Annotated in this window: 29 protein-coding genes and 2 tRNA genes; 11 read left to right on the top strand and 20 right to left on the bottom strand. The window is 43.7% G+C overall.

From position 1 onward, the window contains the following. Positions 1 to 6: 6 nt before the first annotated feature. From ANME2D_RS05740 to ANME2D_RS05730, 3 genes are all read left to right on the top strand, one after another. Positions 7 to 366 carry a hypothetical protein gene (locus ANME2D_RS05740; RefSeq protein ID WP_048089744.1) on the top strand — a complete coding sequence of 120 codons (360 nt, stop codon included), beginning with the start codon at positions 7 to 9 and terminating at the stop codon, positions 364 to 366. A 210-nt stretch (positions 367 to 576) separates the two neighbouring features. Beyond that, positions 577 to 864: a hypothetical protein gene (locus ANME2D_RS05735; protein WP_048089739.1), complete on the top strand. Its 288-nt coding sequence runs from the start codon at positions 577 to 579 to the stop codon at positions 862 to 864. 108 nt (positions 865 to 972) lie between these two features. After that, positions 973 to 1,362, top strand: a complete 390-nt coding sequence (locus tag ANME2D_RS05730) for a cupredoxin domain-containing protein (protein WP_052368594.1) — start codon at positions 973 to 975, stop codon at positions 1,360 to 1,362. Between the two features lie 2 nt (positions 1,363 to 1,364). Here ANME2D_RS05730 and ANME2D_RS05725 read toward each other — a convergent pair whose 3' ends face one another. Beyond that, a complete protein-coding gene (locus ANME2D_RS05725; RefSeq protein ID WP_048089738.1) occupies positions 1,365 to 1,766 on the bottom strand; it encodes a hypothetical protein in 402 nt (133 codons plus the stop codon). Positions 1,767 to 2,007: 241 nt separating this feature from the next. Between ANME2D_RS05725 and ANME2D_RS05720 the strand changes: the two genes are divergently transcribed. Beyond that, positions 2,008 to 2,367, top strand: a complete 360-nt coding sequence (locus ANME2D_RS05720) for a winged helix-turn-helix domain-containing protein (protein WP_157833976.1) — start codon at positions 2,008 to 2,010, stop codon at positions 2,365 to 2,367. Here the strand turns inward: ANME2D_RS05720 and ANME2D_RS05715 are convergent. Beyond that, the gene (locus ANME2D_RS05715) at positions 2,364 to 2,567 is read right to left on the bottom strand and encodes a helix-turn-helix domain-containing protein (protein WP_048089735.1); all 204 of its coding nucleotides are present in this window, start codon (positions 2,565 to 2,567) and stop codon (positions 2,364 to 2,366) included. The genes ANME2D_RS05720 and ANME2D_RS05715 overlap by 4 nt on opposite strands. A 97-nt stretch (positions 2,568 to 2,664) precedes the next feature. Continuing rightward, on the bottom strand, positions 2,665 to 3,141 hold the full coding sequence (locus ANME2D_RS05710; protein WP_048089733.1) for a hypothetical protein: 477 nt from the start codon (positions 3,139 to 3,141) through the stop codon (positions 2,665 to 2,667). A 54-nt stretch (positions 3,142 to 3,195) separates the two neighbouring features. Between ANME2D_RS05710 and ANME2D_RS05705 the strand changes: the two genes are divergently transcribed. Beyond that, entirely contained in the window at positions 3,196 to 3,618 is a 423-nt protein-coding gene (locus ANME2D_RS05705; RefSeq protein WP_048089731.1) for a glycine cleavage system protein H, read from the top strand. A gap of 51 nt (positions 3,619 to 3,669) precedes the next feature. Here ANME2D_RS05705 and ANME2D_RS05700 read toward each other — a convergent pair whose 3' ends face one another. The 3 genes from ANME2D_RS05700 to ANME2D_RS05690 form a co-directional block, all read right to left on the bottom strand. Then, entirely contained in the window at positions 3,670 to 4,329 is a 660-nt protein-coding gene (locus tag ANME2D_RS05700; protein ID WP_048089729.1) for an acylphosphatase, read from the bottom strand. A 41-nt stretch (positions 4,330 to 4,370) separates the two neighbouring features. Further along, the gene (locus ANME2D_RS05695) at positions 4,371 to 6,068 is read right to left on the bottom strand and encodes a glutamate--tRNA ligase (RefSeq protein ID WP_048090000.1); all 1,698 of its coding nucleotides are present in this window, start codon (positions 6,066 to 6,068) and stop codon (positions 4,371 to 4,373) included. Positions 6,069 to 6,166: 98 nt separating this feature from the next. Then, positions 6,167 to 6,239: transfer RNA gene (locus ANME2D_RS05690), tRNA-His, on the bottom strand. Between the two features lie 88 nt (positions 6,240 to 6,327). Between ANME2D_RS05690 and ribH the strand changes: the two genes are divergently transcribed. Beyond that, positions 6,328 to 6,738 (top strand): 6,7-dimethyl-8-ribityllumazine synthase, encoded by a 411-nt coding sequence (gene ribH / locus ANME2D_RS05685; protein WP_048089727.1) that lies wholly within the window; start codon positions 6,328 to 6,330, stop codon positions 6,736 to 6,738. Between the two features lie 46 nt (positions 6,739 to 6,784). On the opposite strand, the gene ANME2D_RS05680 is transcribed toward ribH, so the two are convergent. From ANME2D_RS05680 to ANME2D_RS05625, 12 genes are all read right to left on the bottom strand, one after another. Beyond that, the gene (locus ANME2D_RS05680; RefSeq protein ID WP_048089724.1) at positions 6,785 to 7,345 is read right to left on the bottom strand and encodes a 30S ribosomal protein S7; all 561 of its coding nucleotides are present in this window, start codon (positions 7,343 to 7,345) and stop codon (positions 6,785 to 6,787) included. A 1-nt stretch (position 7,346) separates the two neighbouring features. Beyond that, positions 7,347 to 7,775, bottom strand: a complete 429-nt coding sequence (locus ANME2D_RS05675; protein ID WP_048089722.1) for a 30S ribosomal protein S12 — start codon at positions 7,773 to 7,775, stop codon at positions 7,347 to 7,349. Between the two features lie 191 nt (positions 7,776 to 7,966). Then, positions 7,967 to 8,410, bottom strand: a complete 444-nt coding sequence (locus tag ANME2D_RS05670; protein ID WP_048089720.1) for a NusA-like transcription termination signal-binding factor — start codon at positions 8,408 to 8,410, stop codon at positions 7,967 to 7,969. Continuing rightward, positions 8,403 to 8,696: a 50S ribosomal protein L30e gene (locus tag ANME2D_RS05665; protein WP_048089718.1), complete on the bottom strand. Its 294-nt coding sequence runs from the start codon at positions 8,694 to 8,696 to the stop codon at positions 8,403 to 8,405. The genes ANME2D_RS05670 and ANME2D_RS05665 overlap by 8 nt, the downstream gene beginning before the upstream one ends. A 12-nt stretch (positions 8,697 to 8,708) precedes the next feature. Beyond that, on the bottom strand, positions 8,709 to 9,854 hold the full coding sequence (gene rpoA2 / locus ANME2D_RS05660) for a DNA-directed RNA polymerase subunit A'' (protein WP_048089716.1): 1,146 nt from the start codon (positions 9,852 to 9,854) through the stop codon (positions 8,709 to 8,711). Continuing rightward, positions 9,851 to 12,481, bottom strand: coding sequence for a DNA-directed RNA polymerase subunit A' (locus ANME2D_RS05655; protein WP_048089715.1), 2,631 nt, complete (start codon positions 12,479 to 12,481; stop codon positions 9,851 to 9,853). Before ANME2D_RS05655 ends, rpoA2 begins: the two co-directional genes overlap by 4 nt. Before the next feature lie 9 nt (positions 12,482 to 12,490). Then, entirely contained in the window at positions 12,491 to 14,305 is a 1,815-nt protein-coding gene (rpoB, locus tag ANME2D_RS05650) for a DNA-directed RNA polymerase subunit B (RefSeq protein ID WP_048089713.1), read from the bottom strand. Beyond that, the gene (locus ANME2D_RS05645) at positions 14,298 to 15,890 is read right to left on the bottom strand and encodes a DNA-directed RNA polymerase subunit B'' (protein WP_081810154.1); all 1,593 of its coding nucleotides are present in this window, start codon (positions 15,888 to 15,890) and stop codon (positions 14,298 to 14,300) included. Before ANME2D_RS05645 ends, rpoB begins: the two co-directional genes overlap by 8 nt. 20 nt (positions 15,891 to 15,910) lie before the next feature. Next, positions 15,911 to 16,168, bottom strand: a complete 258-nt coding sequence (locus tag ANME2D_RS05640) for a DNA-directed RNA polymerase subunit H (RefSeq protein WP_048089711.1) — start codon at positions 16,166 to 16,168, stop codon at positions 15,911 to 15,913. A gap of 22 nt (positions 16,169 to 16,190) precedes the next feature. Further along, positions 16,191 to 16,285: transfer RNA gene (locus tag ANME2D_RS05635), tRNA-Lys, on the bottom strand. A 178-nt stretch (positions 16,286 to 16,463) separates the two neighbouring features. Then, the gene (tpiA, locus tag ANME2D_RS05630; protein WP_048089709.1) at positions 16,464 to 17,135 is read right to left on the bottom strand and encodes a triose-phosphate isomerase; all 672 of its coding nucleotides are present in this window, start codon (positions 17,133 to 17,135) and stop codon (positions 16,464 to 16,466) included. A gap of 18 nt (positions 17,136 to 17,153) precedes the next feature. Further along, entirely contained in the window at positions 17,154 to 17,924 is a 771-nt protein-coding gene (locus ANME2D_RS05625) for an ATPase domain-containing protein (protein ID WP_048089708.1), read from the bottom strand. A 227-nt stretch (positions 17,925 to 18,151) separates the two neighbouring features. On the opposite strand from ANME2D_RS05625, the gene ANME2D_RS05620 reads away from it, so the two are divergent. The 5 genes from ANME2D_RS05620 to ANME2D_RS05600 are packed head-to-tail and all read left to right on the top strand — an operon-like array spanning position 18,152 to position 21,977. Then, complete coding sequence (locus tag ANME2D_RS05620) at positions 18,152 to 18,856, top strand: phosphoribosyltransferase (protein ID WP_048089706.1); 705 nt, start codon at positions 18,152 to 18,154, stop codon at positions 18,854 to 18,856. Positions 18,857 to 18,860: 4 nt separating this feature from the next. Continuing rightward, positions 18,861 to 19,718 (top strand): S-methyl-5'-thioadenosine phosphorylase, encoded by an 858-nt coding sequence (gene mtnP, locus ANME2D_RS05615; RefSeq protein WP_048089704.1) that lies wholly within the window; start codon positions 18,861 to 18,863, stop codon positions 19,716 to 19,718. Between the two features lie 29 nt (positions 19,719 to 19,747). Beyond that, positions 19,748 to 20,266 (top strand): hypothetical protein, encoded by a 519-nt coding sequence (locus ANME2D_RS05610; RefSeq protein WP_048089702.1) that lies wholly within the window; start codon positions 19,748 to 19,750, stop codon positions 20,264 to 20,266. Beyond that, positions 20,263 to 20,871, top strand: a complete 609-nt coding sequence (gene hxlB / locus ANME2D_RS05605; RefSeq protein ID WP_048089700.1) for a 6-phospho-3-hexuloisomerase — start codon at positions 20,263 to 20,265, stop codon at positions 20,869 to 20,871. Before ANME2D_RS05610 ends, hxlB begins: the two co-directional genes overlap by 4 nt. A gap of 5 nt (positions 20,872 to 20,876) precedes the next feature. Then, entirely contained in the window at positions 20,877 to 21,977 is a 1,101-nt protein-coding gene (locus ANME2D_RS05600; protein ID WP_048089698.1) for a pyridoxal phosphate-dependent aminotransferase, read from the top strand. Here ANME2D_RS05600 and ANME2D_RS05595 read toward each other — a convergent pair. Further along, entirely contained in the window at positions 21,974 to 22,756 is a 783-nt protein-coding gene (locus ANME2D_RS05595) for an ABC transporter permease (RefSeq protein WP_048089696.1), read from the bottom strand. The two genes, ANME2D_RS05600 and ANME2D_RS05595, sit on opposite strands and share 4 nt — an antisense overlap. A 3-nt stretch (positions 22,757 to 22,759) precedes the next feature. Continuing rightward, on the bottom strand, positions 22,760 to 23,686 hold the full coding sequence (locus tag ANME2D_RS05590; protein WP_241763310.1) for an ABC transporter ATP-binding protein: 927 nt from the start codon (positions 23,684 to 23,686) through the stop codon (positions 22,760 to 22,762). Positions 23,687 to 23,795: the final 109 nt, after the last annotated feature.

Below are 23,795 nucleotides of genomic sequence, written 5' to 3'. Positions count from 1 at the left end.
ATATAAATGCCAAAAAGAGAAGGGGAAAGAAGAGAAGAGTCCAGTAAGATGACTGTAGAAGAGGCAGGCAAAAAGGGCGGTGAAGCAACCAAGGAAACTTATGGTCGCGAATTCTATCGGGAAATCGGTAAGAAGGGTGGAGTTGCACCCAGAGGGGCTGCAGCAAGAGGAATTATTCCACAGAAAGGAGAAGTTATTGTAATACGTACAGGAAAAGACCTGGATATTACATTCTCAAGCGATGAAGAAGCCGATGATTGGCGGAACCGTTTTGCTCCAATGCTGGAAAAAGAGGGTTATCATTTCATAAGGGAGAAACCAGAGACTGTCCAGGCAGAGGCTGCAAGGGCTGAAGCAGGTGAGTAGATCAAAAAGCTTCTGAAAGATGAACAGTTAACAATACTGTTCTAATTACCAAAATATTCTTGTAGCATGAAATATAGGGTATTAATAGGGGTAACAGTGAATTAATCGGCTATGATATCCTGTTGGATATCATAGTTATGGTTGCCATAATATATGGGGTAACTATAAATTAACTGGATATAAAATAATCAAAATAGGGAGTGATATAGAATGGTAAAAGAAAAGAAGAAAGAAGAAGAGAAGGAGAAGGGCTATACCTATGAGTTCTATCATGAGATTGGGAAGAAGGGAGGAGAAGAGAGAAAAAAGGAGTTAGGCCATGAGGGTTATAGTGAACTTGGCAAGAAGGGAGGAGAAGCTACCAGAGAAACCCACGGTCGCGAGTTCTATTCAGAAATAGGACATAAGGGTGGATCTAAAGGCGGAGAAGCTACAAAGAGAAAACACGGACATGAGACCCTTGAGGAGCATGAAAAGGAACATGGGGGAGAAACTTAAGTAAGAGAATCCTCTCAAAATCAACTTAACCTTTATAGATATAACCTTTATAGGCGCCAAAGAGAAATATTTATTATAATATATAGCGTAGTAATACAGGGGATTGGAATGAAACTATCCAATGTATTTCTACTATTGTTAGGGGTTATTTTTATAAGTGGATGCATAGATCAGCCGCAGGACCAGACAGCTACACCCACTGTGCCGGTCACTCCAACGGGTGAAGTTAAAGAATATACGATAAGAGAATCAAATTTTGAATTAGACCCGGCAACAATAACCGCTAACCTGGGAGACACTGTAAGAATAACAGTAATAAATGATCAGGGAACACACAACCTGTTTATTGAAGGGTACAATCAGAGAGTGAATATAGTACCTGCTGGAACTACTCAGGTTATGGAATTTGTTGCAGACAGAGCAGGAACATTTGATATGTGGTGTGAAGTGGCAGGCCACAGAGACGCAGGAATGGAAGGTCAATTAATAGTCAGCTAAAATTAAAATACATAGTAATTAATATAAATCGAGATTCCCGAAAGCAGTGCCAGTATCCATAAAAGAAAAACAATTCTCATAGGGATTCTTGTCTTTTTTATCAGCCTGTCAAATGCAAAGAATACACCTGTGGATAGTGCCAGAGATCCAATAACCGAATGGAAAATAAATAAAGCCCAGGCAGTACCGATAGAAAGTATCGGTAAATAGAACACCAGGGAATAGCCCATCCATATAAGAGATAAGATTCCTAAAAAAACAGCGATTCTTGTCATTTTAAAATGCTTTAAGAAATTTCCTCTTTTTACATATATAATGCCTGAGAGAAGTATAATAAAACCTGTTATTTGAACAACCAGGACTATATCTGCAAACGAACTTGCGGCTGTTCCAAGAAAACTCATATCAATACCTCATCCTTTAGAATCCCGATTAATCAGTATAAAAACTCTTCTCCATTTTTCATTGATCTCTAAATTCAGCAGGTACTTTAATTGAAAGAACTGAGCTAAATGGCTCAGGAACGTATCTGACAATGGAAGCATTTAAATAATATGGAAAACTTCATATGCTGCTAAGTCGTAGATGTATTCTAAGCTAAGCCCTTGATAGAGTTAGTGGTGATATGCTTGATGAGTAAAAGGGGTGGATAAGACTGCATGTGGAATGTGGCTTTGGATTCTACTTTCATCAGTATTATCGCTGCCATGCAGGCTAAATTATAGCAGCAAAAACGGGGAGATGTGTATAGAATTGAAAAAAGATAGAAGCAGATGGGAAATAATCTTGGATATGCTCAGAGCAATACAAGAGGAGAACAGGGCAAAAAAGACCCGAATTATGCAGAGGGCATACCTTGATTGGAGAAATTTCGAGAGGTATCTTGACTTCCTGTTAGCTGAGGGCTTTATAACAAAGTGCAATCCAGATGCATGTTATGAACTCACAGCTAGAGGAAAAGAATTGTTGAAAAGATTAATAGAAGTAAATGAAATGCTTAACTAAGATGGGATTTCCAGCAATTTTAATCCCCTGGGTGTTATTCTCAACTTCTCATCCTCTCTACTGATGAATGACTGTTCTTGCAGGAAGCTTAGGGCTTCGTTTAATCTATCTGATGGCAAAGAGATCCTAGTTTTTATTTCATTGATGCTACACCACTTGAAATCACTGAGCAACTCTAGTATTCTATCAAGATTTTTCATGATGATAATTATCTAACTGTACCTTATTTATAACCTTTTGTTCAGGGGCTATGTGTATTTGATGTATGCTCTCAACATGTGGGTCTATTCGTTAAGGTTATGCGCTGCCCTCTCTAAGCCTTATCCTCAAAATATCTGCTGCGCTGCTCAGATCATTATCGTAAAGATCCTTTATTTTCAAATTATATAAAAATGTGTATATCTCCCTCATATCAGACTCTATCCTGTCTTTAAGAACCACATCCTCAGGCGCTAAATTCCTGTGAAAATCATACTGATATGCAAGTACGAAATTCCTCAGATCCTCCGCGCTGTTCATACCGGATAAAAGCCTCAACATACTGATAATCGGGGGGCCTCTGCTTTTTCTCTGCTTTGGACCATCATGAATATACAGGCCAAACTGTAATTCCTCTGTCCTCAGTACTGCAGTCATGGTCAAAGCTCCTGCCCCGCTGCATACTTCCACCTTTTCGCTGAGAACAGAATAACCCATTTCTGATAATTCCTCCCTGGCAAATTGCAGCAGGGAGAGTTCATATTCCTGTTCAGGAATACCCCAGTAATCGCTCATGGCATCAAGCAGGTATCGATGAATATTTATACCTATCCTTAGATGTAAAGAGCCATGAAGGCTTATGAATTTGAATTCCCGGAGGATCGGTATTACCTTAAAAACCATGTATGGTTAAAGCCTGAGGGGGGACATATCATTATCGGGATTACTGAACTTGGACAGTCGCTATCCAAAGGGATAGTGCATATGGATCTGCCCGATATCGGTGAATCTATTAAAAAGGGAGATACCCTGGTAGCATATGAGACCATAAAGGCGGTATCACAGGTATCCCTGCCGTTTGATACGAAAATAATAGAGGTGAACGATAAGCTCTGGGAAGACCCGAACATAATCAATGACGATCCATATAATGAGTGGATAATAAAAATAGAAGGGAAGTTCAGTGAGCACCTGTTAATGGATGTAAAAGAGGCTGTAGAATACTATAAGAAATTAATCGCAAAAGAACGCAAAAGATTTGCAGGTAGTTAGATCTATTCATTTACTCAGATCAACAGACATTAACCCCTATCTAACTCCCACTCATCCAGCTTCCTGCATCCTTGTAAGCGTTGCTTTTATCTCGGTTATTTCACTCCTGAGTTCTCTTATCTCATGCATGAACATTTCACGGAAATCATCTCTCACCAGATGAATTTCTTCCTTGATTTCCCTGAAACCTGTTTTCATATCATTAAATCCTTTCTCAGTCACTTTTATAAGAGAATCCTGCTTTTCGATCATCAAGTCCTGTTTCTCAAGCATTGAATCTTGTTTCTCAAGCATTGAATCCTGTTTCTCAAGCATCGAGTCCTGTTTCTCAAGCATCGCCGATGTATCCTGTTTTACAGATAGCAGGACTTCTTTAACTTCATGGATCTCAACCGTTCCTCTTAATATAGCTGATAAAAGCTCTTTCTGTAAATCTTTATCTCTTATAATCCTGAATGATCTGAACCCGCCTGTGTAGGTCTCCTCATCAACTTTCACTTCTTCCACAAAAATCGGATATTTTTTAATGTTTATCTTATCTAAAAATTCTTCAATGCTTTTACTCTCTCCTTCTGCGGTTATTTCAACCCTCCCATCCTCTAAATTCATGACCCAACCGCAGATATTTAGATCAAAAGCAAGGCGTTTAACTTCTTCTCGATAGCCTACTCCCTGAACTTCACCGCTAATGAGTGCGTGAACATGCTTCATGAGCTTAATTTCATCTCAAAACTTTAAGTATTTTTGCCTGATTATCTATGCGTAAAATACGCCACAACCCCATCATCTACGCTGTCTATCCTTACAAACCCGAACCTCTCAAACTGCACGACCCTATCAAGTTCTTTCTCAATCCCTCTCTCGCCTGTACCGGTATACTCGCCATCAGGCGACAGAACCCTGACCTTAAGTCCATCAGTCGGAGCCCAGTGGATGATGCGCGCTTTCTCCTTCTTGATGAGATCTATATCAGTACCTATGAACTTCGCTCTCAGAGGAGAGATACCGGTTATCTGGATATTGTAGAGGTCCTTTAAGCGCAGCCGCTCTCCAACCTTTAGTGTCTCAACATCGTCCCTGCATACCAATACCTCTGTTCCCACAGGTATCTCTCTTATTCCTCCCCGGGATGGATGAAGCGGAGCTTTAGCAACTTTTGGCTCAGCATCCTCGATTTCCATTTTAACAGGGCTCCATACAAAAAAATATCGATTAGCTATAGGGTCGATTATCTTCCTGTTCTCTGCGTACAGAGTATCTAAACTGAGGCTGATATCGGTCTCGCCAAGACCAAGATCGATCATGAATTTTCGAAGGGCTTCAGGTCTTATGCCCCTTCTCCTGATTGCTCTGATTGTGGGCAGGCGAGGGTCATCCCATCCTGTATAGATCCCCTCTGCAATAGCTTTCTTAATAGCGCTTGTACTGAGTTTCCCGAACTCATATATCTGCACGCGTCCCCAGTGCAATGTCTTTGGATAAGCCCATCCCATGTATTTGTAGATATATCTCTGGCGTCTCTCGCTATCAATAAGGTCCTTGCCGCGGATTATATGTGTTGTTCCACACAGATGATCCTCGATAGCCCCTTCAAAGTCAAGTAACGGCCAGACGCAGTATCTATCACCCACGCTAGGTCTTGGATGTGGTGTCTTTATTATGCGAAAAGCTACCCAGTCCCTGATTGCCGGATCCCTGTGGGCTATATCGGTCTTTATTCTAAGTACAGCTTCCTGCTCTTTATAACAGCTTGAAAGCATATCTTTCCAGAGCCCAAGGTTCTTCTCTACTCCCTGTTCTCTGTGCGGACATGCCTTCTTTTCATCCTTGAGCGCCTTGAACACTTCCTGCTTGCAGAAGCAGACGTACGCCCCATCTTTTCGGATCAACTGCTCTGCAGTCTCATAGTATAATGGTATTCTATCAGATGCTATGATGACTTCATCAGGTTTTGTCCCTAGCCACAGGCAATCCTCAAGATACCAGTCATAAGCTTCAAGCATCGGGCGCTTTGTCACAGGGTCTGTATCATCAAAGCGTATGATTAATTTTCCATTATATCGTCCTGTGTACTCCGAGTTCACCACGATCCCCCTGGCACTTCCAAGCGTGGGTGGCCCGTTAGGATTGGGAGCGAACCTCATTACAAGGGAGCCGTTGATCTCAAGCGGGGGCAGACCTTTCTCTGGCTCCTTCTTTTCTTTAAGTTCTTCCAGGAGCTCAGGTGCAAGCTTCTTCAACTCATCCTCACGCGATTCGGGCGTCATCTCTTCTATTTCCCGCAGGACGTCTCCAACCAGGACGGTTATCTCTTTAGCCCGCGGGCGAAGTTCAGGATGCGCCATGACCTTACCCATGACAGCGCCTGCCTGCGGTGTTTTGCTATATTTGACCGCATTCTGAAGAGCATATTTTTTGATAAGGAGTTTCAATTCATCTGTGGTTAACATTGCCGCTTTAATCATCGCACTATGATATTAAGCTTCTGTGATTGCTCCAATCCATGTTGAATATGAAATTAATGAACCATTTTTAAGGAAAAATATGAGGCCCGGGTCGGGATTCGAACCCGAGTCGTGGGATCCACAGTCCCATAGGATAACCAGCTACCCCACCCAGGCACTCTGATGGAGTAATCCCGTTAATGCATCTTAAAAGGATAAAGTTTTTGATTAAACCGAAGAATATGACAGGTCTAGGTGCTAAAAAATGAGTATCAAACTTGGATTTGTTGTTTCAGAATTTAACAGGGATATAACTATACAGATGGAGACCCTTGGAAAAGAACATGCAGCTTTTCTCGGAGCATCAGTTGCAAAAATTTTGTACGTACCCGGTGTTTTTGATATGCCTCTGGCAGTAAAGAAACTCGCGGAAGATGGGAATGTTGATGCAGTGGTCACGATGGGATGTGTGATACAGGGAGCCACAAAGCACGATGAGATCGTTATTCAGCATGCATCAAGGAAGATAGCAGATCTTGCCCTGGAGTACAATAAACCCGTAACACTCGGGATCTCAGGTCCAGGCATGAGCAGGCTTGATGCACATGAGCGTGTTGAATATGCCAAACGCGCTGTGGAAGCAGCAGTAAAGATGGTCAGAATGTTAAAAGAATAAGCTAATAGGATAATCGCATAACTTCGGTTATGCGATACTATTACTATTAACGTGCTGCCTTCGCAACTCTCTCGATATTATCCTTTTTACCCATTGCATACCCTTTGACATCGTAGTTTGCCGCTGCGATTATCTCATCTGAAAGGGTATCAGCTAAGGACTTCTTTGTACCGAAGGCTGCCTTCTGTGCTCCTTCAGTGACTAGTCGTAGCGCAGTATCCACACGGCGCTGTGGTGCAGTATCAACTGATTTTGGAACTGCAATACCGCCGTACTGTAACCTGACAGTCTCTTCCCTGGGTCCAGAATTTGAGATTGCATTGACCAGGATCTGTATAGGGTTCTGTCCCGTTTTCTTATTGATTTTCTCAAAAGCTTCTTGAACAATCGTGTTCGCTGTTATCTTCTGTCCTGTATTATTCTCTTCGCGCATCATTTTGTTGACAAGTCGCTCAACAATGTTTAAACTCGATTTACCGAACTGCTGTTTTGCATTTCTGCCGCCTGTGTGCGGGACAAAGATGGGTGTAAGGTTGACATAATTTCTGATACTCGGGTCTCTAACCTCAACCTCTGTAAAATCCCATTTTCCAAACAATTTATGCATATTATCTCACCGGCTTTTCCTTTTTACCAAGAACTAACTGTCTTAGATCAACATTGTTAACTGCTATTACCTTCCAGCGCACTCCGGGAATATCTCCCATGGCACCGCCCATTCTTCCGCCCATTCTTTCTACGGTTACTTCATCATGTTCATCGATAAAATTAATCGCACCGTCGCCAGGGCAGAAAGCGGATATCTGTTTTCCGTTTTTGATGAGTTGAAGTCTTATGCACTTTCGTATAGCAGAATTAGGCTGCTTTGCCTCAATCCCGACTTTCTCAAGTGCAATACCCCTTGCCTGAGGTGCTCCTCCCAGCGGGTCTGCCTTTACATCAAGATTAAGAGCGCGTCTGCTATAATTCCTGTCGCTCCATCTGAACTTCTTGTGTTCGCTCTTAAGTTTACGAGCTGCATATATTCCTTTTCCCATGAAGTTTTCTTCCTCCAGTATGAATAATTTTTATTTTCTCAATGATTGCATCCCTGGGATGCAGACACGTATCAAGGGTTGCGCCCCTTGAGGACGCAGACACGTATTGCGAAGCAATACGTGGATACGTAATCGACTGGCGTAACAGTCGACGTGAATACGCAATCGACTGGCGTGACAGTCGACAGTCGTTAGGGGGTGCAACCCTTGATAATCACATCATCTATATTATGGTGCCTTAAGGAGAGTTTTTTTACCTTTTCAATGTTTTTGCCGTCTCTCCCGATGGCAAGTCCTTTCTCTTTAGTAAGTACCTCTACATAAGCTATGCGCTTATCATCCTTCTCAACAATATTAACATTTTTTGTTGAAACCGGATGAAAAGCATTTTTCACGAACTCAACAGGGTCTTCTGAGTGTTCAATTACTTCAACATGCTTGCCTACCACTCTTTTTACACGGTTGATATGATCCCCGCCTTTTCCGATGGCCAGTCCCATATCCCCGCTCTTTACCACGAATATCAACCTGTTATTTTCTATATCTTCATAGCAATCTCTTGCTCTGGCGCCTGTTAGGCTCTCAAATAATGCAATATACCTTATTCCCTCAGTAGTTAACCTGACTTCACTCATTCATACTCCCTAAGGAAAGAATCTCTGATTCTCCGGGATCCAGAACAGCAAGTGCAGTAATCGGAAATGGTTTAGCACATGCAGCACCAAGATCAACGCCAGATCCAGGATATTTTATTACAGTTATACCCCTTAATTCTTTCAATGTTTGTTCTAAACAATTGGACGATACTATAACAGCCTGTGCTTTCCCATTCTTTACTGCATTCAAGGTTTGTTTCGTGCCGATAAGCACTTTACCTGTGGATAAAGTGCTTCGAAGTACTTTGGTTATATCAGTTTCCATAATTCTGCTCCTTTATGTGATTTTTTTTGCAATTAATTTAACATTTCCGGTACCCAGTTTTATGGGCTGGCCTACTATTACATTCTCTGTTACTCCCCTGAGTTCATCAACATCTCCACTCATACCCGAATCCAGTAGATGGTTCACAGTTACCTCAAAAGCAGCACGTGCAAAAACACTTGCTTTTTCACCTGATACTCCATGTCTACCTATCGGTTTTACATCACCGTCAACAGTCATTATGTCTGCCACAAGCATGATATGCCTGACATCTACGGTTAGACCCTGTTCCTTGAGCGTATCCATGGCCTCATGAATCAAGGCCATCCTTGCGGCTTCTATCCCCATTACCTCAAAGACCTCATTTACACTGTTTGTCCTTGTTCTTGTAGCATCAACCCCTTCTATTGAAAGCACTTCCTTAAGCTCTGAACCTTCAGTATATAAAACATATTCTCCACTGTCCTCTTTTCTGATAACTACCCTTTTTATTCCTTTAATGCCTTTTAATATCACTGATTGCACGCTTTTAACAAGCTGAAGCAGTTGCCTGTATGATGCTTCTTCAGGTCTCATGATTAAAGTATCGTTAGACACTTCGATAGTAGTGCCAATCTCCTCTTCGAGTCTATCAGCAATCTCTTTTGTGGTCATATTACGCTGAAGGAGCGCTTTCTTATTAAGTTCGATTATTATCTTCATCTCGGTTATATCTGTGGACATACTGCCAAGCACAGTGATATTGGTCGCCTCAATTTTCCAGGCGAGTTCGCGCGCTTTATCACGGTCAAATGCATAATCCTTCTCCAGAAAAATGGTCATCATCGGAGTGCTCGGGCTTTTTCTTGCATCCACTATCTCAATTAAGCGTGGTAAGCCCAGTGTAACGTTTATTTCTGCTACACCTGCGTAATGGAATGTTCGCATTGTCATCTGTGTGCCAGGTTCGCCTATTGATTGTGCAGAAACAACGCCTGCAGCTTCACCTGCTTCTATCTTAGAATGATCATATCCGGTAGCTATACCCCTTATTATCTCATCCATCTGTTCTTTTGTGACAGGCGTACTCTCGAGCTCACGCATCAGGTTATCAATAATCTTTTGAGGAAACGGGAGGGATGAAACAGTTTCCTCGATTGTTTTTTGATCCAGGTTCATTCCTTCACCTCTCCGATGACCGATTCTACAATTCGCTTAACTGTATCAGCTTTACTGAAATCGCTGTTCATCGGGTTGATCCCGTCTTCTCCATATTTAAACTGTATGATCATTTCTCTTGTATCCCTTACAGTTCCATCGTATTGCACTTCAAGATCCTGAAGCGCGTTCACAAGTCTGCGCTGGAGATAGCCTGATTGTGAAGTTCTAACGGCTGTATCAACAAGACCTTCACGTCCACCTATGGCGTGGAAGAAGTACTCAGTCGGTGATAAACCGCTCTTGTAGCTTGCCCTCACAAATCCATGAGCCTGGGCTCCCAGGTCGCCCCGCTCAAAATGAGACAGTGTGCGTCCTGCATAACCTCTTTTAATTCGCTCACCCCTAACAGCCTGCTGACCCACGCATCCGGCCATCTGCGTCAGGTTGAGCATTGAACCCCGCGCGCCGGAACGTGCCATTATTACCGCAGAGTTATCCATTCCCAGATGTCGTCCTGCAATATCACCTGCCGAGTCTCGTGCTCTACTCAGTTCTTTCATTATTTCCATCTCAAGCGTCTCAGTAACAGTTCGTCCAGGAAGTTGTTCGAGTTCTCCTGCCAGGTATGCAGAGATCAGTTTTTCAACTTTATCTTTTGCCTGGGTCATGGTCTCGTCAATCTGGGTCTGGGCCTCAGGGGGTACATACTCGTCATCTATACCGAAGCTGAATCCCCTTCGCATAATACCCCTTATAGATAGGCGTGTTGCATCATCGATAAATCTGGTTGTGATTTCAGGATTGAACTCTTTCACCAGCTTATCAAGTATCACACTCTTAAAAGCTCCTATAGCCTTTTCATCAATGGTGCCCTGCTCAAGCACCCCATTCCTGATGACCACATATGCATCTTTATCACAATTTATACCCTTGCATGGATCACAGTGTTCGCATATCTCTGCTTTGAATTGAAGGTTAAGTCCTTTAGGAAGAATCTGGCTGAATATCTGTTTCCCTGTCCAGTAGGGTTCCCCATCCTCGGTTCCTGCAGGCTCTGGCAGTTCCCGGATCTCTGATTTCCCAAGCAGTTCCAGAGCATCACTCTTATTTATCTTATCTTTACTGTTCGTTAGCAGGAAGAGTCCGGATATGTGGTCGTGGATTCCGCCTATAATGGGTCCTCCAAACCTCGGGGATAAAATGTTCTCCTGCACATGCATCAGGATCTTTGCCTCAGAACGAGCTTCTTCGGTCTGAGGCACATGCAGGTTCATCTCGTCACCGTCGAAATCTGCGTTATAAGGCGGGCATACTGCAGGATTGAGCCTGAATGTCTTATATGGCAGCACTTTTATCTCATGAGCCATAATGCTCATCCTGTGAAGCGAAGGCTGCCTGTTGAATAGCACAACATCGCCATCCTTTATCTGTCTATCAACTTTCCATCCAAGTTCAATCAGACTTGCAAGTTCCTCACAGTTACTATCAGTGATTTTTACCCGACGCCCGTCTGCTCTGATGATATAGTTTGCACCAGGATGATTATCAGGTCCACGTCTTACATATTCTCTCACTTCATCGATATTTCTTGGGGTTACGTTCAAAGTGATGGTAAGTTCTTTTGCTATCTCGTGGGGTACACCTACCTCGTATATTCTGAGATTAGGGTCGGGTGAGATCACAGTTCTTGCAGAGAAGTTGACACGTTTGCCTGACAGGCTTCCCCTGAACCGTCCTTCTTTTCCTTTCAACCTCTGGGATAGGGTCTTAAGCGGTCTGCCCGATCTGTGTCGTGCAGGAGGCACACCAGAGACCGCATTATCAATGAATGTGGTTACATGGTACTGCAGTAATTCCCATAGATCTTCTATGATAAGTTGTGGCGCCCCTGCTTCCCTGTTCTCCTGGAATCTCTGGTTGATTCTGATTATATCTACCAGTTTATGGGTCAGGTCATCTTCGCTGCGCTGGCCTGATTCAAGTGTAATCGATGGCCGCATAGTGACAGGCGGCACAGGCAGTACTGTCAGAATAGTCCACTCAGGCCGGGCATTATGGGGGTCCATGCCGATTACTTCTATATCTTCGTCTGTTATTCTCTCAAGACGTGAGCGTATATCAGTCGGCATCAGCTTATGCTCGTTCTCGATATAGGTTGTGGGTTTCTCGAATTTGATCTCCTGCTGGGCCTCGCCACAGTACATACATTTTCCAGCTTTTCGAGCTTCCTTGAATACCTCGTTAACAACATCCTCGATCGACTGTCCCATTTTTTTAAGTGTTTTTATCTGTTCAACATATCTCTTCTTCTGGGCAGGCTCAAGAAGCAGTGCTCCGCAGCTCCGGCAGGTTGCCCGCAGGATCTTGCGTATCAGCTTGGCAAAACCAACATGGATAACTGGTGCCACAAGTTCGATATGCCCGAAATGTCCGGGGCACTCACCTGCTCTGCCCCCGCATGTTTTACATCGCAGGCCAGGATCAATAACTCCGAGTTTTGTATCCATTAATCCCATTTCAATCGGAAATCCGTCATCATCATACGTATCCGCCGTTATGATTCTTGTGACGCTCATTTTCCGGAATTCTTTTGGTGAAATAAGTCCGAATTTTACCTGTTTTATTCTTTTTGGAGTTGTTATCATCGTCTCCTCCTAAACAGCGTCCTCAAGCACAAGTCGTGGTGCAACGCCGAGGGATAGGATCTCATCAAGCAGTAGTTTGAATGCATAGCTCATTTCAACAGGATGTATATCTGTCTCTGCATCACAGGCCGGGCATATGGTGATGTTTCTTCGTTTATCAAGGGTGCCAATCATGCCACAGGCAGAACAGACGTATTCCACTACCCTGTCGGATTCATCAAGCAGCCTCTCTTTTAAGGCCATAGCAGCGCCATGCCCTATAAGAACATCGCGTTCCATCTCTCCAAACCTCAAACCGCCTTCCCTTGCCCTGCCTTCTGTCGGCTGCCGGGTCAATACCTGGACAGGTCCCCTGGACCTGGCATGCATCTTTGACGATACCATGTGGTAGAGCTTCTGATACAGAATAACTCCTACAAATATATCAGCATGAATCCTGTTTCCGGTTATACCGTCATAAAGTATCTCTTTACCTGTATGCGAGTAGCCAAATTTTTTAAGGCCAGAGCGCAATTCATCCTCAGAGGCTCCTGAGAATGATGTACCGTCCATATGTCTTCCCTCAAGTGAACCCACTTTGCCGCCTATCATCTCAAGGACATGGCCCACTGTCATTCGTGATGGTATGGCATGCGGGTTAACTATAAGATCAGGAACTGTACCATTCTCTGCAAACGGCATATCCTCGTGCGGTACTACGAGACCGATTACCCCTTTCTGTCCGTGACGGGAGGCGAACTTGTCCCCTATCTCAGGTATTCTCTGGTCTCTTGTCCTGACTTTTGCAAGTCGTGAACCGTTCTCTGATTCGGTCAGTATCACTGTATCAACTATACCTTTCTCATTTGAGCGCATCGTGACTGAGCTCTCTCTGCGCTGGAGAGGGCTGATTCCAAACTCAGTCGGCTCTTCCAGGAATCTTGGAGGGCTTGTTTTGCCTATAAGCACATCATTTGGTCCAACAGGTATCTCAGGATTGACTAATCCATCACTATCAAGTTGTTTATAAACATCAGCGCCCCGTGCCCCTCTCACCTCTGCATCAGGAATCTCGAATTTGTCTTCCTGTCCACCCGGATATTTTCTCTCTTCTCCCTCGTTTGTCCTGAAGAAATGGCTTCTTCCGAGTCCCCGGTCTATCGAACCTTTGTTTATGATCAGCGCATCCTCTATATTATAACCTTCATAGGATAACACAGCTACTACGAAATTCTGCCCTGCAGGTCGCTTATCGAACCCGATGGCCTCAGCAGTCTGCGTGGTCACCAGTGATCTTTGCGGGTAATGGAGAACATGGGCTCTTGTATCAGGTCGAAGCTTCATATTAGGCATCGACATACCAAGACTTTGTTTGATCATACCTGCTCCCATCGTATTCCTGGGGGATGCATTATGCTCAGGAAAAGGCACCATGCCTGCGCCAACACCCATGATCAGAGCAGGATCTATCTCAAGATGCGTATGTTTTGGTGTTATATCCGTTTCATCAATTGCTATAAACGCATTTTCTTCTTCTTCTGCATCAAGATACTCTATTAAACCTTCATTCACAATGCCTTCAAATGTAATTTCCCCATTCTTTAATTTCTCAATATGTTCTTTTGTTATAAGAGGTACACCTTTTTCTACGATTATAACAGGACGTCTTGCCCTGCCCTGATCTGAATTGATGTATATCTCACTCGTATCCTCATAGAAAATGATGTTAATCTGTTTCTTGAGTTCACCCTGCCTCCGTTTCTTTCTCAGTTCTGCTACCAGTTCTTTTGGTCTGTCATGGGTACCTACGAGTTCGCCGTTTAAGAAAATCCTTGTTCTATTCAAATATATCAGCCTCCTCTTCAGGCTCTATTTTTGCTTCTTGTGCTTCTTCGAGTGCCTCAAGTTCTGTCGCATAGGTAGTAGGCACTTCTTCAACTCCTACAAGCTGCGGGATGATCGGCTGTACACCCTTTTCATAGAGATAGTTCTTAAGTTGCCTGTCATCTCCTGCGGCAGTGGATATTTCGACCAGTTGTGCAAAATTCTTAACGAGTCCACAATTAGGTCCTTCTGGAGTTTCTGTGGGGCATATTCTTCCCCACTGTGTAGGGTGCAGGTCTCTTGCTTCGAAATGAGGCTGTGATCTTGATAACGGTGATATGACCCTGCGCAAATGCGACAGCGTGGCAATATAGTCAGTGCGGTCAAGCAGTTGTGATACGCCGGTACGACCTCCGACCCAGTTGCCCGTGGCTAATGGATGTACAAGACGCTCAGTCAGTACATCTGAGCGCACGACAGTGGCAACATTCAGGTCTCTGTTTCTCATACTTGCCCTCTCAAGCTGGTATTTGATGTCCCTTGTGAGCCTGTTGAATGAGACTCTGAACAGATCTTCCATCAGGTCACCTGCCAGTTTTAGCCTTTTATTTGCATAATGATCTTTATCATCGCTCTCCCTTTTGCCAAGGGCAAGTTCAAAGCACGCCTGAGCCATGCGGCCGAGGAACTGGGCTTTCAGAAGACGATGGGCCTCATCGTTCCCAAGGTGAGGAAGTAAGTACCTGTCAATCACGTAATTTGCTCTTTTTATCTGGTATTCTCTGGCCTGGCCGGATGCTACCCGTGTCCCTATTTTCTCCATTGCTTTCTCTTTATTGCCAACTTCTGCTTCTTCCAGGTTCTCAAGCATGAATTTAATAATCTCAGGATCATCGGACACAGCGTTCACAATATCCTGATCAGTTTCAAGACCCAGCGCACGGACAAGGGTGACAAAATTGATCCTGCCCGATATGGATGGGAATGAAACCTCAAGAATGGATTTTCTATTCCGCTCTACAACTACCAGTGCACGATAACCCCGCCTCTGTGAGAATACCTTTGCCACCTCTATGTTCTCGCCATAGCGCTCCTCGAATTCAACAAGGATTTTATTTGGAGCAAGGTCTTCAAGCGTAGTAATAACCCGCTCTGTGCCGTTAACTATGAAATACCCTCCGGGATCCTGGGGATCCTCTCCCAGTTCGACCATTTCCTTCTCTGTCAATCCTACGAGGTTACATTTTTTAGACCATACCATTATAGGTAAAAGTCCAATTTCAGCTTCTTTCTCTTCTTTTTCCCCATCAGGGCTGATAATGGTCATGCCAAGATAAAGTGGTGCAGCATACGTTATATTCCTCAGTCTTGCCTCTGTGGGATAGAGTTTATCGACCGCACCGTCCGCTTCTCTTACTATCGGATGGCTTGTACGGATTTTTCCAAGTCTGACATATACACCTTCAATATCGGTTTCTATGATCCTCTGCTCATCAATAACTTTCTGGATACCATAATCCAGAAAATCATTGAACGAATCTACGTGGTGACGCACAATATTATCATTTGTAAAATACACATCTGATAGCATTCTTCTATCTAACATATTACCTCTATTACCTCTAATTACGCGATAACCAGACGGTAGAAAATGGCTCTACCTGCCGTTGGACTTTCGCGGATGATACGTATAACATCGCCAACTTTTGCTTTAATGGCTAAAGCTGCCGGATCAGATACACGAATCTTGGGCATCTGTTCTTTCTCTATATTATACTCAGATAGTATCTTTTTAAGAGTATCCTCATCTAAAATTTCGTGCCTTGGTACCAGTTTATGTTCTAAGGGCCTAAACTCCCGTCCAGTATGCTCTTTCTCCTTCATTTAATTTACCTCACAGGTAAAGCGGGCTCGGAGGGATTTGAACCCTCGACCATCGGGTTTCTTCTCAATTCGCTTTGAATAAAAGCCCGGTGCTCTGCCTGACTGAGCTACGAGCCCAAATATATTACCCTCTAATCTCATACCTATACTTCTAATCAGGGATAATAAACGCTCAATCAATTGCAAGTTCTATTAAAACCTCGTGGATGTGCGCCCCTCAAACGATCTTATTTTACTTAAATCTTTCTATGTTTTTCATCTTTTAATAGCTTTCGCATTGGTTCATCGATTAACATCATATATTTCCCACAAGGTCTATGAGTGCAGCCTTCGGGTCTTTTGCTCGAATGATACCTGAAGCAAGAAGTACGCCCGCTGCTCCCAGCTCAAGCGCAGCAGCAACATCATCCCCTCTGGATATGCCCGCACCGCACAGAACTTCAACATCAGGTTGTATCCTTTTTACGGCACTAACGGATCCTCTTACTATATCAGGATCCGCTTTGGAAACAGGAATTCCTGAGCCTATAAGCTCCGGGGGTTCTATCGCCACGAATTCGGGCGCGAATGTCGCAACTGCCAGGGTAACTGCAACATTATTTGTACATACGATCGTTATCAACTCTGATCTTCTTGCGGATTGGATAGCCGAATCTATATCAGCCAGGAGAAGGCGACGCTCTGAGTGGTTGATGAGTGTTCCCGTGGCACCTGCTGACCTGACGCAATCGGCTGTGATATGGCCGGTATGGCTCCCGGCTACCACACCATCTATATGCTGGGCAAAAACCGGTATTTTTACAGAACATGCTACCCTGTATATATCAGGCGCCTGGGGAACTGCAATAATCTTAACTCCCGAGTCCGCACTTACTTCCTCGCAATATTTTGCCATCTTTACCGCATTTTCCCCCATACCCTCGGTGTATGTTTTGAAATTCAATACTATCAGCGGTTTTTTCCCCATGAGCGCACCTTTAAAAAATCAACCAGTATAAACTTCTTCGTGTGGATGTACCACTACACCGCTTGAGGTGATATCGTATGGATGTATATTCTGGCTGTGGTTAGAACCTCTCATCTTGAAGATCTCGATACTGCGGACCCTTACAGAATCTGTCCGCTTGTAGTACATCAGGATCGTTCCTTCAGTAACAAAAGTCTCTACACCAAACCTTCCTATCATATTATCATCTGTGATCTCACATGTCATTAATGAGGTCAATCCCAGGATCTCAAGCGTTGTACTTAATTTCAAAAGTTCAACCCTTATCTTCGCCGGATCCTGAAGATAGAAACCTATAGATGTAGTCCCGTCGACTAAAGCCCTTTTTGCATCGATATCCTCCTGTATCGCTATGATCTGGTCCAGCATGGAGCGCATATCAAAAGGCCTGACATCGACATATTTTTCATGTGATGGAATACCTATTTTTGTAGAACATGCATCAAGTATCGCAAGCTTGCCTTCGTCCTCCAGAGCCTCAAAATCCCATCCGAACATTTTCACGTTCTCCCTGACCTGTTCAGGACGTTCTTCTGTCGCTATGAATATACCGTTCTCTCCATATTTCGTAATACCGTTATAAAGATACTGTAGTCCGAATATAGTCTTACCTGCCCCGGCTGACCCGGATATAAGGTATGTTCTATTTCTGAGTATTCCCCCTCCGCACAATTCATCAAACCCCGGGATTCCTGTTGGAACACGGTGTGAGCCAATCATATCTGTTTTAATCTGTTTTTTATCTGCCATAGCTAAACACCTGGATGAGTATTTACTGTTTTACTTAAATACCTTATTACATATTAAGGATTATGATGCTTATATGTTAAGGATGATTATGAACCGACTCGGGGATTCAAAAAAAAACCTGGTGTTCATTCTACTTTTTAAAACTTCTATAAATAATTAAACATTATTGTAATATTTTACAATAAATTTATGTAATTGTAATACCTATTCGGTGCAGTGATATCCTCATGGTGCTTCCTGATAAATTCAAATGCGTTATAACAAACTGGGATTATATCTATGATCTCTGCAGGCATGTTGCAGATGATATAAAGAGCTCAGGCTATAAACCCGATATAATAATCGCACTTGCACGTGGCGGCTGGTTTGCAGGACGTGTGCTCTGTGATTTTCTCGGACTAAATGACCTGACAAGCCTTAAAGTTGAACATTACGTAGGCACAGCAAGTGCTGGCGGCGGTCCTGCTATCAGGTACCCCCTCACAAATAACGCGGCAGCAGGTAAGAAGGTACTTATCGTAGATGATATCACAGATACAGGCAAGAGTATCGTACATGCAAGAGATTATGTGACCGAGCAGAACCCTGCAGAGGTAAGAACCGCTGTCCTCCAGTATCTCTACACATCCGAGATCAGACCCGATTACTGCGGTGAGATCGTGCAGGAATGGGCATGGATCGTGTATCCATGGAACTTTATAGAGGATATGATCGATATTATCTCAAGGCTTATGGTAAAGGAAAAACTCCCTGAGTGGAGCATAGAAAAAATACGATCGGGATTATTAAAATATCATAATATCGACCCTATCAGCTTTGAGATAGCCCAGCCAAACAGGATGGATGAGATACTCGGGGAAATGGTAAGAAGAGGGCTACTCAAAACAAAAACAGTTTCGGGTGAAAAAACATGGAGCTACGAAGGAGCGTGAGCTAATGAATGCTGATATAGCAATAATCGGAGGCAGCGGTGTTTATGATACATCCATGCTGGACAATGTAAAAGAGGTCAAGATCAATACCCCATACGGGAGGCCATCTGATGTTATTACAATAGGGTCTTTTGGAGAGGTAAATGTCGCATTCCTTCCAAGGCATGGAAAAGGACACCATATCTCACCCTCCAGGTTGAATTCCCGTGCGAATATTCTTGCCCTTAAGAAGCTTGGTGTTAAAAGGATAATCTCAGCATCCGCTGTTGGGAGTCTAAAACCTGAGCTAAAACCACTTGATATCGTGATCCCTGATCAGATCTTTGACAGAACGAGGATACGGGATAGCACGTTCTTTGAGGATGGGATCGTTGTTCATATCGGCTTTGCTGATCCATTCTGTCCTGAGATGTCATCCCTGCTGGCTGATATCACAAATGAACTCGGGCATACTGTCCATAAAAAGGGAACATATGTCTGCATGGAGGGACCGCAGTTCTCCACACGGGCCGAGTCAAGGGTCTACCAGAGCTTAGGGTTTGATATAATCGGGATGACCGCTCTCCCGGAGGCAAAACTTGCACGTGAAGCAGAGATATGCTACAGTATCATTGCAACGGTGACCGATTATGACGTATGGCATGAGGAGGATGTGAGTATCGAAACCGTGATAGCAAATGCGATTAAAAACGAGGAGACCGTGCGCGGTATCATTAAAGAAGCTATTCCCAGAATACCACATGATAGAACCTGCATCTGTGCAAGCGCGTTATCAGGGGCAATAGTGACCGCACCGGATATGATCCCTGATGAGACTAAAGGAAGATTGAACGATCTGATTGGTCAATATATTTCAGGATAATTATATACTTCCAGGTGGATGAATTGCTCATGACAGAGGATAAGTACTCCAAAGATTCTATAGATACTCTAATAAACGGGCGGGGTATATCTATCATAGAGATGGGGCGCGACGATGTGACTGTTTCCTGCACGCAGGGTAAAATAATTTTATGGTTTGGCAGGCAGGTTAGCGAATCATTAATCCAGCAGATCATTTTCAGGATATCGAATATAGACTCATCAATAACTTACGAGCAGGAGATATTGTGTGATTTTAATACGATCTCAGAGTATGAGAGTATGGGCTATACATTAGTATCATATGCAAAAACAAAAGGAGAATACAGGACTATATTCAACCTGCAGTTCTCTAAGAAATCTGCACTTGCCCATTTAGTAAGATCGATCATCGGTCAACTCAAAGAAAAAGATGTAAAAAAGATCCTTCACTGGGACGGAAGCCCTGATAAGATAGTTCTGGTATATAACGAGTTAAAGGATCTTGAGAACTGGGTAGTAAAGCGGGTTGAGTATAAAGCTGTTGAGGAGAAAAGTGTTTACTTATGAACATAGAAAAAAAGGAATGTGAAGCTACAATTGCATCGATGAACTTTATTGCAGCCCACATCAGAAAAATAGCATCTGAACTGGATACAAGATCTGTAACGTCTCTTGTAGACAGCATAATGACTTCAAAAAGGATATTCTTAATGGGTGCAGGAAGATCCGGTCTTGCAGCAAGGGCCTTTGCAATGAGACTGATGCATATGGGATTTTATGTCTACGTTGTGGGCGAAACAACAACCCCGGCGGTAAATGCTGAGGATATGGTAATCGCAGTATCAGGTTCAGGTGAGACTCCTTCCATTGCGAGTCTTGGCGCTATTGCAAAAAGAATTGGCTCAAAACTGGCTACCGTAACCTCAAACAGGGATTCTACCCTTGGGAGGATCTCAGATATTGTCATTTTAATCCCTGGAAGGACTAAAGAGGATATAATCTATGAAGATTACCACGAGCGCAGGATGACAGGTTACACGCAGCTTGCACCTCTTGGAACTGTTTTTGAGATATCTGCACTGGTATTTCTTGATGCTGTTATCTCAGAGTTGATGGTCAGAACAGGGGCAAGTGAAGCTGAGTTAAAATCAAGGCATACATTATTTGAGTGATAGGCATGTTCTGTGAGCGGGTAAAAAATATTGATATATCAGGAATTCGCAAGATGTTTGAAGGGGCTGGCCCGAATGCCATTAACCTTGGACTCGGCCAGCCTGATTTTGATACACCAGAGCATATTAAAAAGGCGGCTATCGATGCGATCAATAATGGCTTTACAGCATATACAGTGAACCTCGGGATCCCGGAGCTGCGTGAGGCTCTGTGCAGGAAGTTTGAGCGGGAGAACCATTTTACTGTTATGCCGGATGAGGTAATGATCACATCCGGAGCATCCGAGGCGCTTCATCTAGCGCTTGTGGCCCTGATAGATAGGGGGGATGATGTTCTTATTCCCGATCCTGGCTTTGTATCTTATTCTGCTTTAACAAGGATGGCAGGGGGAAGGGCTGTGGGTGTACCTCTTGGAGAAGGGCTTACAGTTAGGCCAGAGGAAGTGAATGAATCTATTACTCCCAGAACAAAGGTACTTATTATAAATTCACCCTCGAACCCCACAGGGACTGTTCAGAGAGAACATGAGATCAAAGCATTAGCAGAGATCGCAGAGGATAACGGCATTACAATAATCTCTGATGAGGTCTATGAGCATTTCATATACGAAGGTGAACATATCAGCCCTGCGCAGTTCACTGATAATGTTATTACCATCAATGGTGTCTCCAAGACATACGCAATGACAGGCTGGCGCATCGGCTATGCAGCAGCAAGAAAAGAATATATCGAGCAGATGCTCAAAGTGCATCAGTACATCCAGGCATGCGCAAACTCAATAGCTCAGAAGGCGGCACAGGCAGCCATTGAAGGGCCGCAGGACTGCGTCAGCGAGATGCGCGCAAGCTTCAGAGCAAGGAGGGATGTATTGCTTGAAGGGCTGTGTGCTATGGGTATTAAATGCATCAGGCCTGAGGGGGCGTTCTATGCATTCCCGGAGATCGAGGATGAAGATGCGCCGCAGAGATTGATAGAGAACGGTATTATCGTTGTTCCGGGCACGGCTTTTGGTGAGAACGGAAAAGGGCATATAAGGATATCATACTCTACATCTATCGAGAATATAAGGCGGGCACTTGGGATAATGGAGAAAGTGCTATGCTAAACGATAAGTCTTTTCTTCATCAGGTTAATCGATAATATAAAAAATATAAGTGAAAAGAGTATGATCCATGCTAAACTCACAGGTATAAACCCGCTCGGGTCTGCAAACGTAAGAGAGCGTACAATAATGACAACATGTGTCAGTGGCAGTGCTGCTATTGCGAAATACTGCAGGGACACAGGTAGAAGCGAGAGCGGGAAAAAGGTACCGCTGAAGAGGAACATGGGCGTTATGAATAGAAATGTGGGATAATTAAGAGAATCTATGTTCGGGGATATGGCTGTAAAGCACATGCCGATGGTTGCAAAGAGAAGGCCAGCAATAAAAGAGAACGGGATTACAAGCAGTGAGGAGGGGAATTCGATGACTCCAAAGGCTGCCAGCACCGGCAGTATTATCACCGTATTTATCGTACTTCGCGTGGCACCCCAGAGCAGCTCACCTGCTATCACTTCTTCAATTGAGATGGGTGTTGCGATTATGGCATCAAAGGTCTTCTGATAATACATCCGCACATAAGAGGCAAAGGTACATTCAAAAAAGGATGTATTCATAATCGAGATGGCTATCAGGGCAGGAGCAATGAATCTGGGATAAGACATACCATCGATCTCATCTACAAAAGCCCCAACCCCAAATCCAAGAGCAAGGAGATACAGCACGGGCTGCAGGAAAGGGGGAATGAAATTCACTTTGTATGTTTTCATGAATACGTCCTTATTGCGAAGCCAGATCTTCCACACGCTGCGGGTGAGTTTTGGAATCTCAAAGTAAGACATTGTTCAATCCCTGAGTTTTTTCCCTGTGAGTTTTAAAAATACATCCTCAAGCGTTGCTCTTCTGGCGATCACGTGTCCAAGCTTGCATTTCTCTAAAAGAGCATTGGTGATTTTCTGCGGATTATCTGTGTATACCTGTATCATGTCCCCCATTACTTCATAATTTGCAGATGTTCTATCCAGATAGTCTATTGCCACTGGATTTTTTTCAACTTCTACAATATCGGTCCCCACATATCCCCTGACCAGTTCATCCGGCTTTCCTTCAACCAGGATCTTACCATTGTCCATGATCACAAGTCTGTCGCATAAGCGCTCAGCTTCCTCAAGATAATGGGTCGTGAGTACAATCGTGCTCCCCTGCGACTGCAGTTTTTTAATTCTATCCCAGATAAGATGTCTTGCCTGGGGATCAAGCCCGACAGTCGGCTCATCCAGGATCAGCAGTCTGGGATCATTGATAAGAGATCTTGCAAGTATCAACCTCCGCTTCATCCCTCCTGATAACTGTATAATCGATGTATCTTTTTTATCACGCAGTTGAACAAAATCCAGAAGTTCATCTATTCTCTTCTCTGCCTCAGTGCGCGGGATATCAAAGTAACGTGAATATACCAGCAGGTTCTCATATACTGTAAGATCAGGGTCAAGATTTGTCTCCTGAGGTACAACCCCCAGAAGTCTCTTGATCTCCCGCTGGTATGTGTTCACATCCATTCCAAATACCTCAAGCTTTCCACCACTTTTGGGTGATATACACTGGATCATCTTCATCGCAGTGGTCTTACCTGCGCCATTGGGGCCGAGAAACCCGAATATCTCACCCTCCTCAACTGTAAAACTTATGTTATCTACAGCGGCAAACTCACCAAAGCGCTTCATCAGATCCCGGGCCACGATAACAGAGACTATAACAAACCACCACTTCAATATCTGTGATTATGGCACTTGTGCTTTTCGATTGCTTTTATCTGGTGAGCTAGCTATATTAGTTTATAACACCTACATTAAATCAGCATCTTATAAGATACGGGGAGTG

This window comes from Candidatus Methanoperedens nitratireducens (assembly GCF_000685155.1).
Taxonomy (GTDB): domain Archaea; phylum Halobacteriota; class Methanosarcinia; order Methanosarcinales; family Methanoperedenaceae; genus Methanoperedens; species Methanoperedens nitratireducens.
Note: the sequence above shows the minus strand (reverse complement) of the source record. Positions and strands in the feature narration are given on the sequence as shown.

Coding starts and splice junctions, on each gene's coding strand:
- ANME2D_RS05730 (WP_052368594.1), top strand. CDS start 973: ATGAAACTATCCAATGTATTTCTACTATTGTTAGGGGTTATTTTTATA.
- ANME2D_RS05740 (WP_048089744.1), top strand. CDS start 7: ATGCCAAAAAGAGAAGGGGAAAGAAGAGAAGAGTCCAGTAAGATGACT.
- ANME2D_RS05665 (WP_048089718.1), bottom strand. CDS start 8,696: ATGGAAACTGATATAACCAAAGTACTTCGAAGCACTTTATCCACAGGT.
- ANME2D_RS05675 (WP_048089722.1), bottom strand. CDS start 7,775: ATGGGAAAAGGAATATATGCAGCTCGTAAACTTAAGAGCGAACACAAG.
- ANME2D_RS05710 (WP_048089733.1), bottom strand. CDS start 3,141: ATGAGCGATTACTGGGGTATTCCTGAACAGGAATATGAACTCTCCCTG.
- hxlB (WP_048089700.1), top strand. CDS start 20,263: ATGAACATAGAAAAAAAGGAATGTGAAGCTACAATTGCATCGATGAAC.
- ANME2D_RS05645 (WP_081810154.1), bottom strand. CDS start 15,890: ATGTTAGATAGAAGAATGCTATCAGATGTGTATTTTACAAATGATAAT.
- ribH (WP_048089727.1), top strand. CDS start 6,328: ATGAGTATCAAACTTGGATTTGTTGTTTCAGAATTTAACAGGGATATA.
- ANME2D_RS05735 (WP_048089739.1), top strand. CDS start 577: ATGGTAAAAGAAAAGAAGAAAGAAGAAGAGAAGGAGAAGGGCTATACC.
- ANME2D_RS05625 (WP_048089708.1), bottom strand. CDS start 17,924: ATGGCAGATAAAAAACAGATTAAAACAGATATGATTGGCTCACACCGT.
- ANME2D_RS05655 (WP_048089715.1), bottom strand. CDS start 12,481: ATGATAACAACTCCAAAAAGAATAAAACAGGTAAAATTCGGACTTATT.
- ANME2D_RS05610 (WP_048089702.1), top strand. CDS start 19,748: ATGACAGAGGATAAGTACTCCAAAGATTCTATAGATACTCTAATAAAC.
- ANME2D_RS05670 (WP_048089720.1), bottom strand. CDS start 8,410: ATGAGTGAAGTCAGGTTAACTACTGAGGGAATAAGGTATATTGCATTA.
- ANME2D_RS05705 (WP_048089731.1), top strand. CDS start 3,196: ATGAAGGCTTATGAATTTGAATTCCCGGAGGATCGGTATTACCTTAAA.
- ANME2D_RS05620 (WP_048089706.1), top strand. CDS start 18,152: ATGGTGCTTCCTGATAAATTCAAATGCGTTATAACAAACTGGGATTAT.
- rpoA2 (WP_048089716.1), bottom strand. CDS start 9,854: ATGAACCTGGATCAAAAAACAATCGAGGAAACTGTTTCATCCCTCCCG.
- mtnP (WP_048089704.1), top strand. CDS start 18,861: ATGAATGCTGATATAGCAATAATCGGAGGCAGCGGTGTTTATGATACA.
- ANME2D_RS05595 (WP_048089696.1), bottom strand. CDS start 22,756: ATGTCTTACTTTGAGATTCCAAAACTCACCCGCAGCGTGTGGAAGATC.
- ANME2D_RS05700 (WP_048089729.1), bottom strand. CDS start 4,329: ATGAAGCATGTTCACGCACTCATTAGCGGTGAAGTTCAGGGAGTAGGC.
- tpiA (WP_048089709.1), bottom strand. CDS start 17,135: ATGGGGAAAAAACCGCTGATAGTATTGAATTTCAAAACATACACCGAG.
- ANME2D_RS05600 (WP_048089698.1), top strand. CDS start 20,877: ATGTTCTGTGAGCGGGTAAAAAATATTGATATATCAGGAATTCGCAAG.
- ANME2D_RS05640 (WP_048089711.1), bottom strand. CDS start 16,168: ATGAAGGAGAAAGAGCATACTGGACGGGAGTTTAGGCCCTTAGAACAT.
- ANME2D_RS05680 (WP_048089724.1), bottom strand. CDS start 7,345: ATGCATAAATTGTTTGGAAAATGGGATTTTACAGAGGTTGAGGTTAGA.
- ANME2D_RS05725 (WP_048089738.1), bottom strand. CDS start 1,766: ATGAGTTTTCTTGGAACAGCCGCAAGTTCGTTTGCAGATATAGTCCTG.
- ANME2D_RS05715 (WP_048089735.1), bottom strand. CDS start 2,567: ATGAAAAATCTTGATAGAATACTAGAGTTGCTCAGTGATTTCAAGTGG.
- ANME2D_RS05695 (WP_048090000.1), bottom strand. CDS start 6,068: ATGTTAACCACAGATGAATTGAAACTCCTTATCAAAAAATATGCTCTT.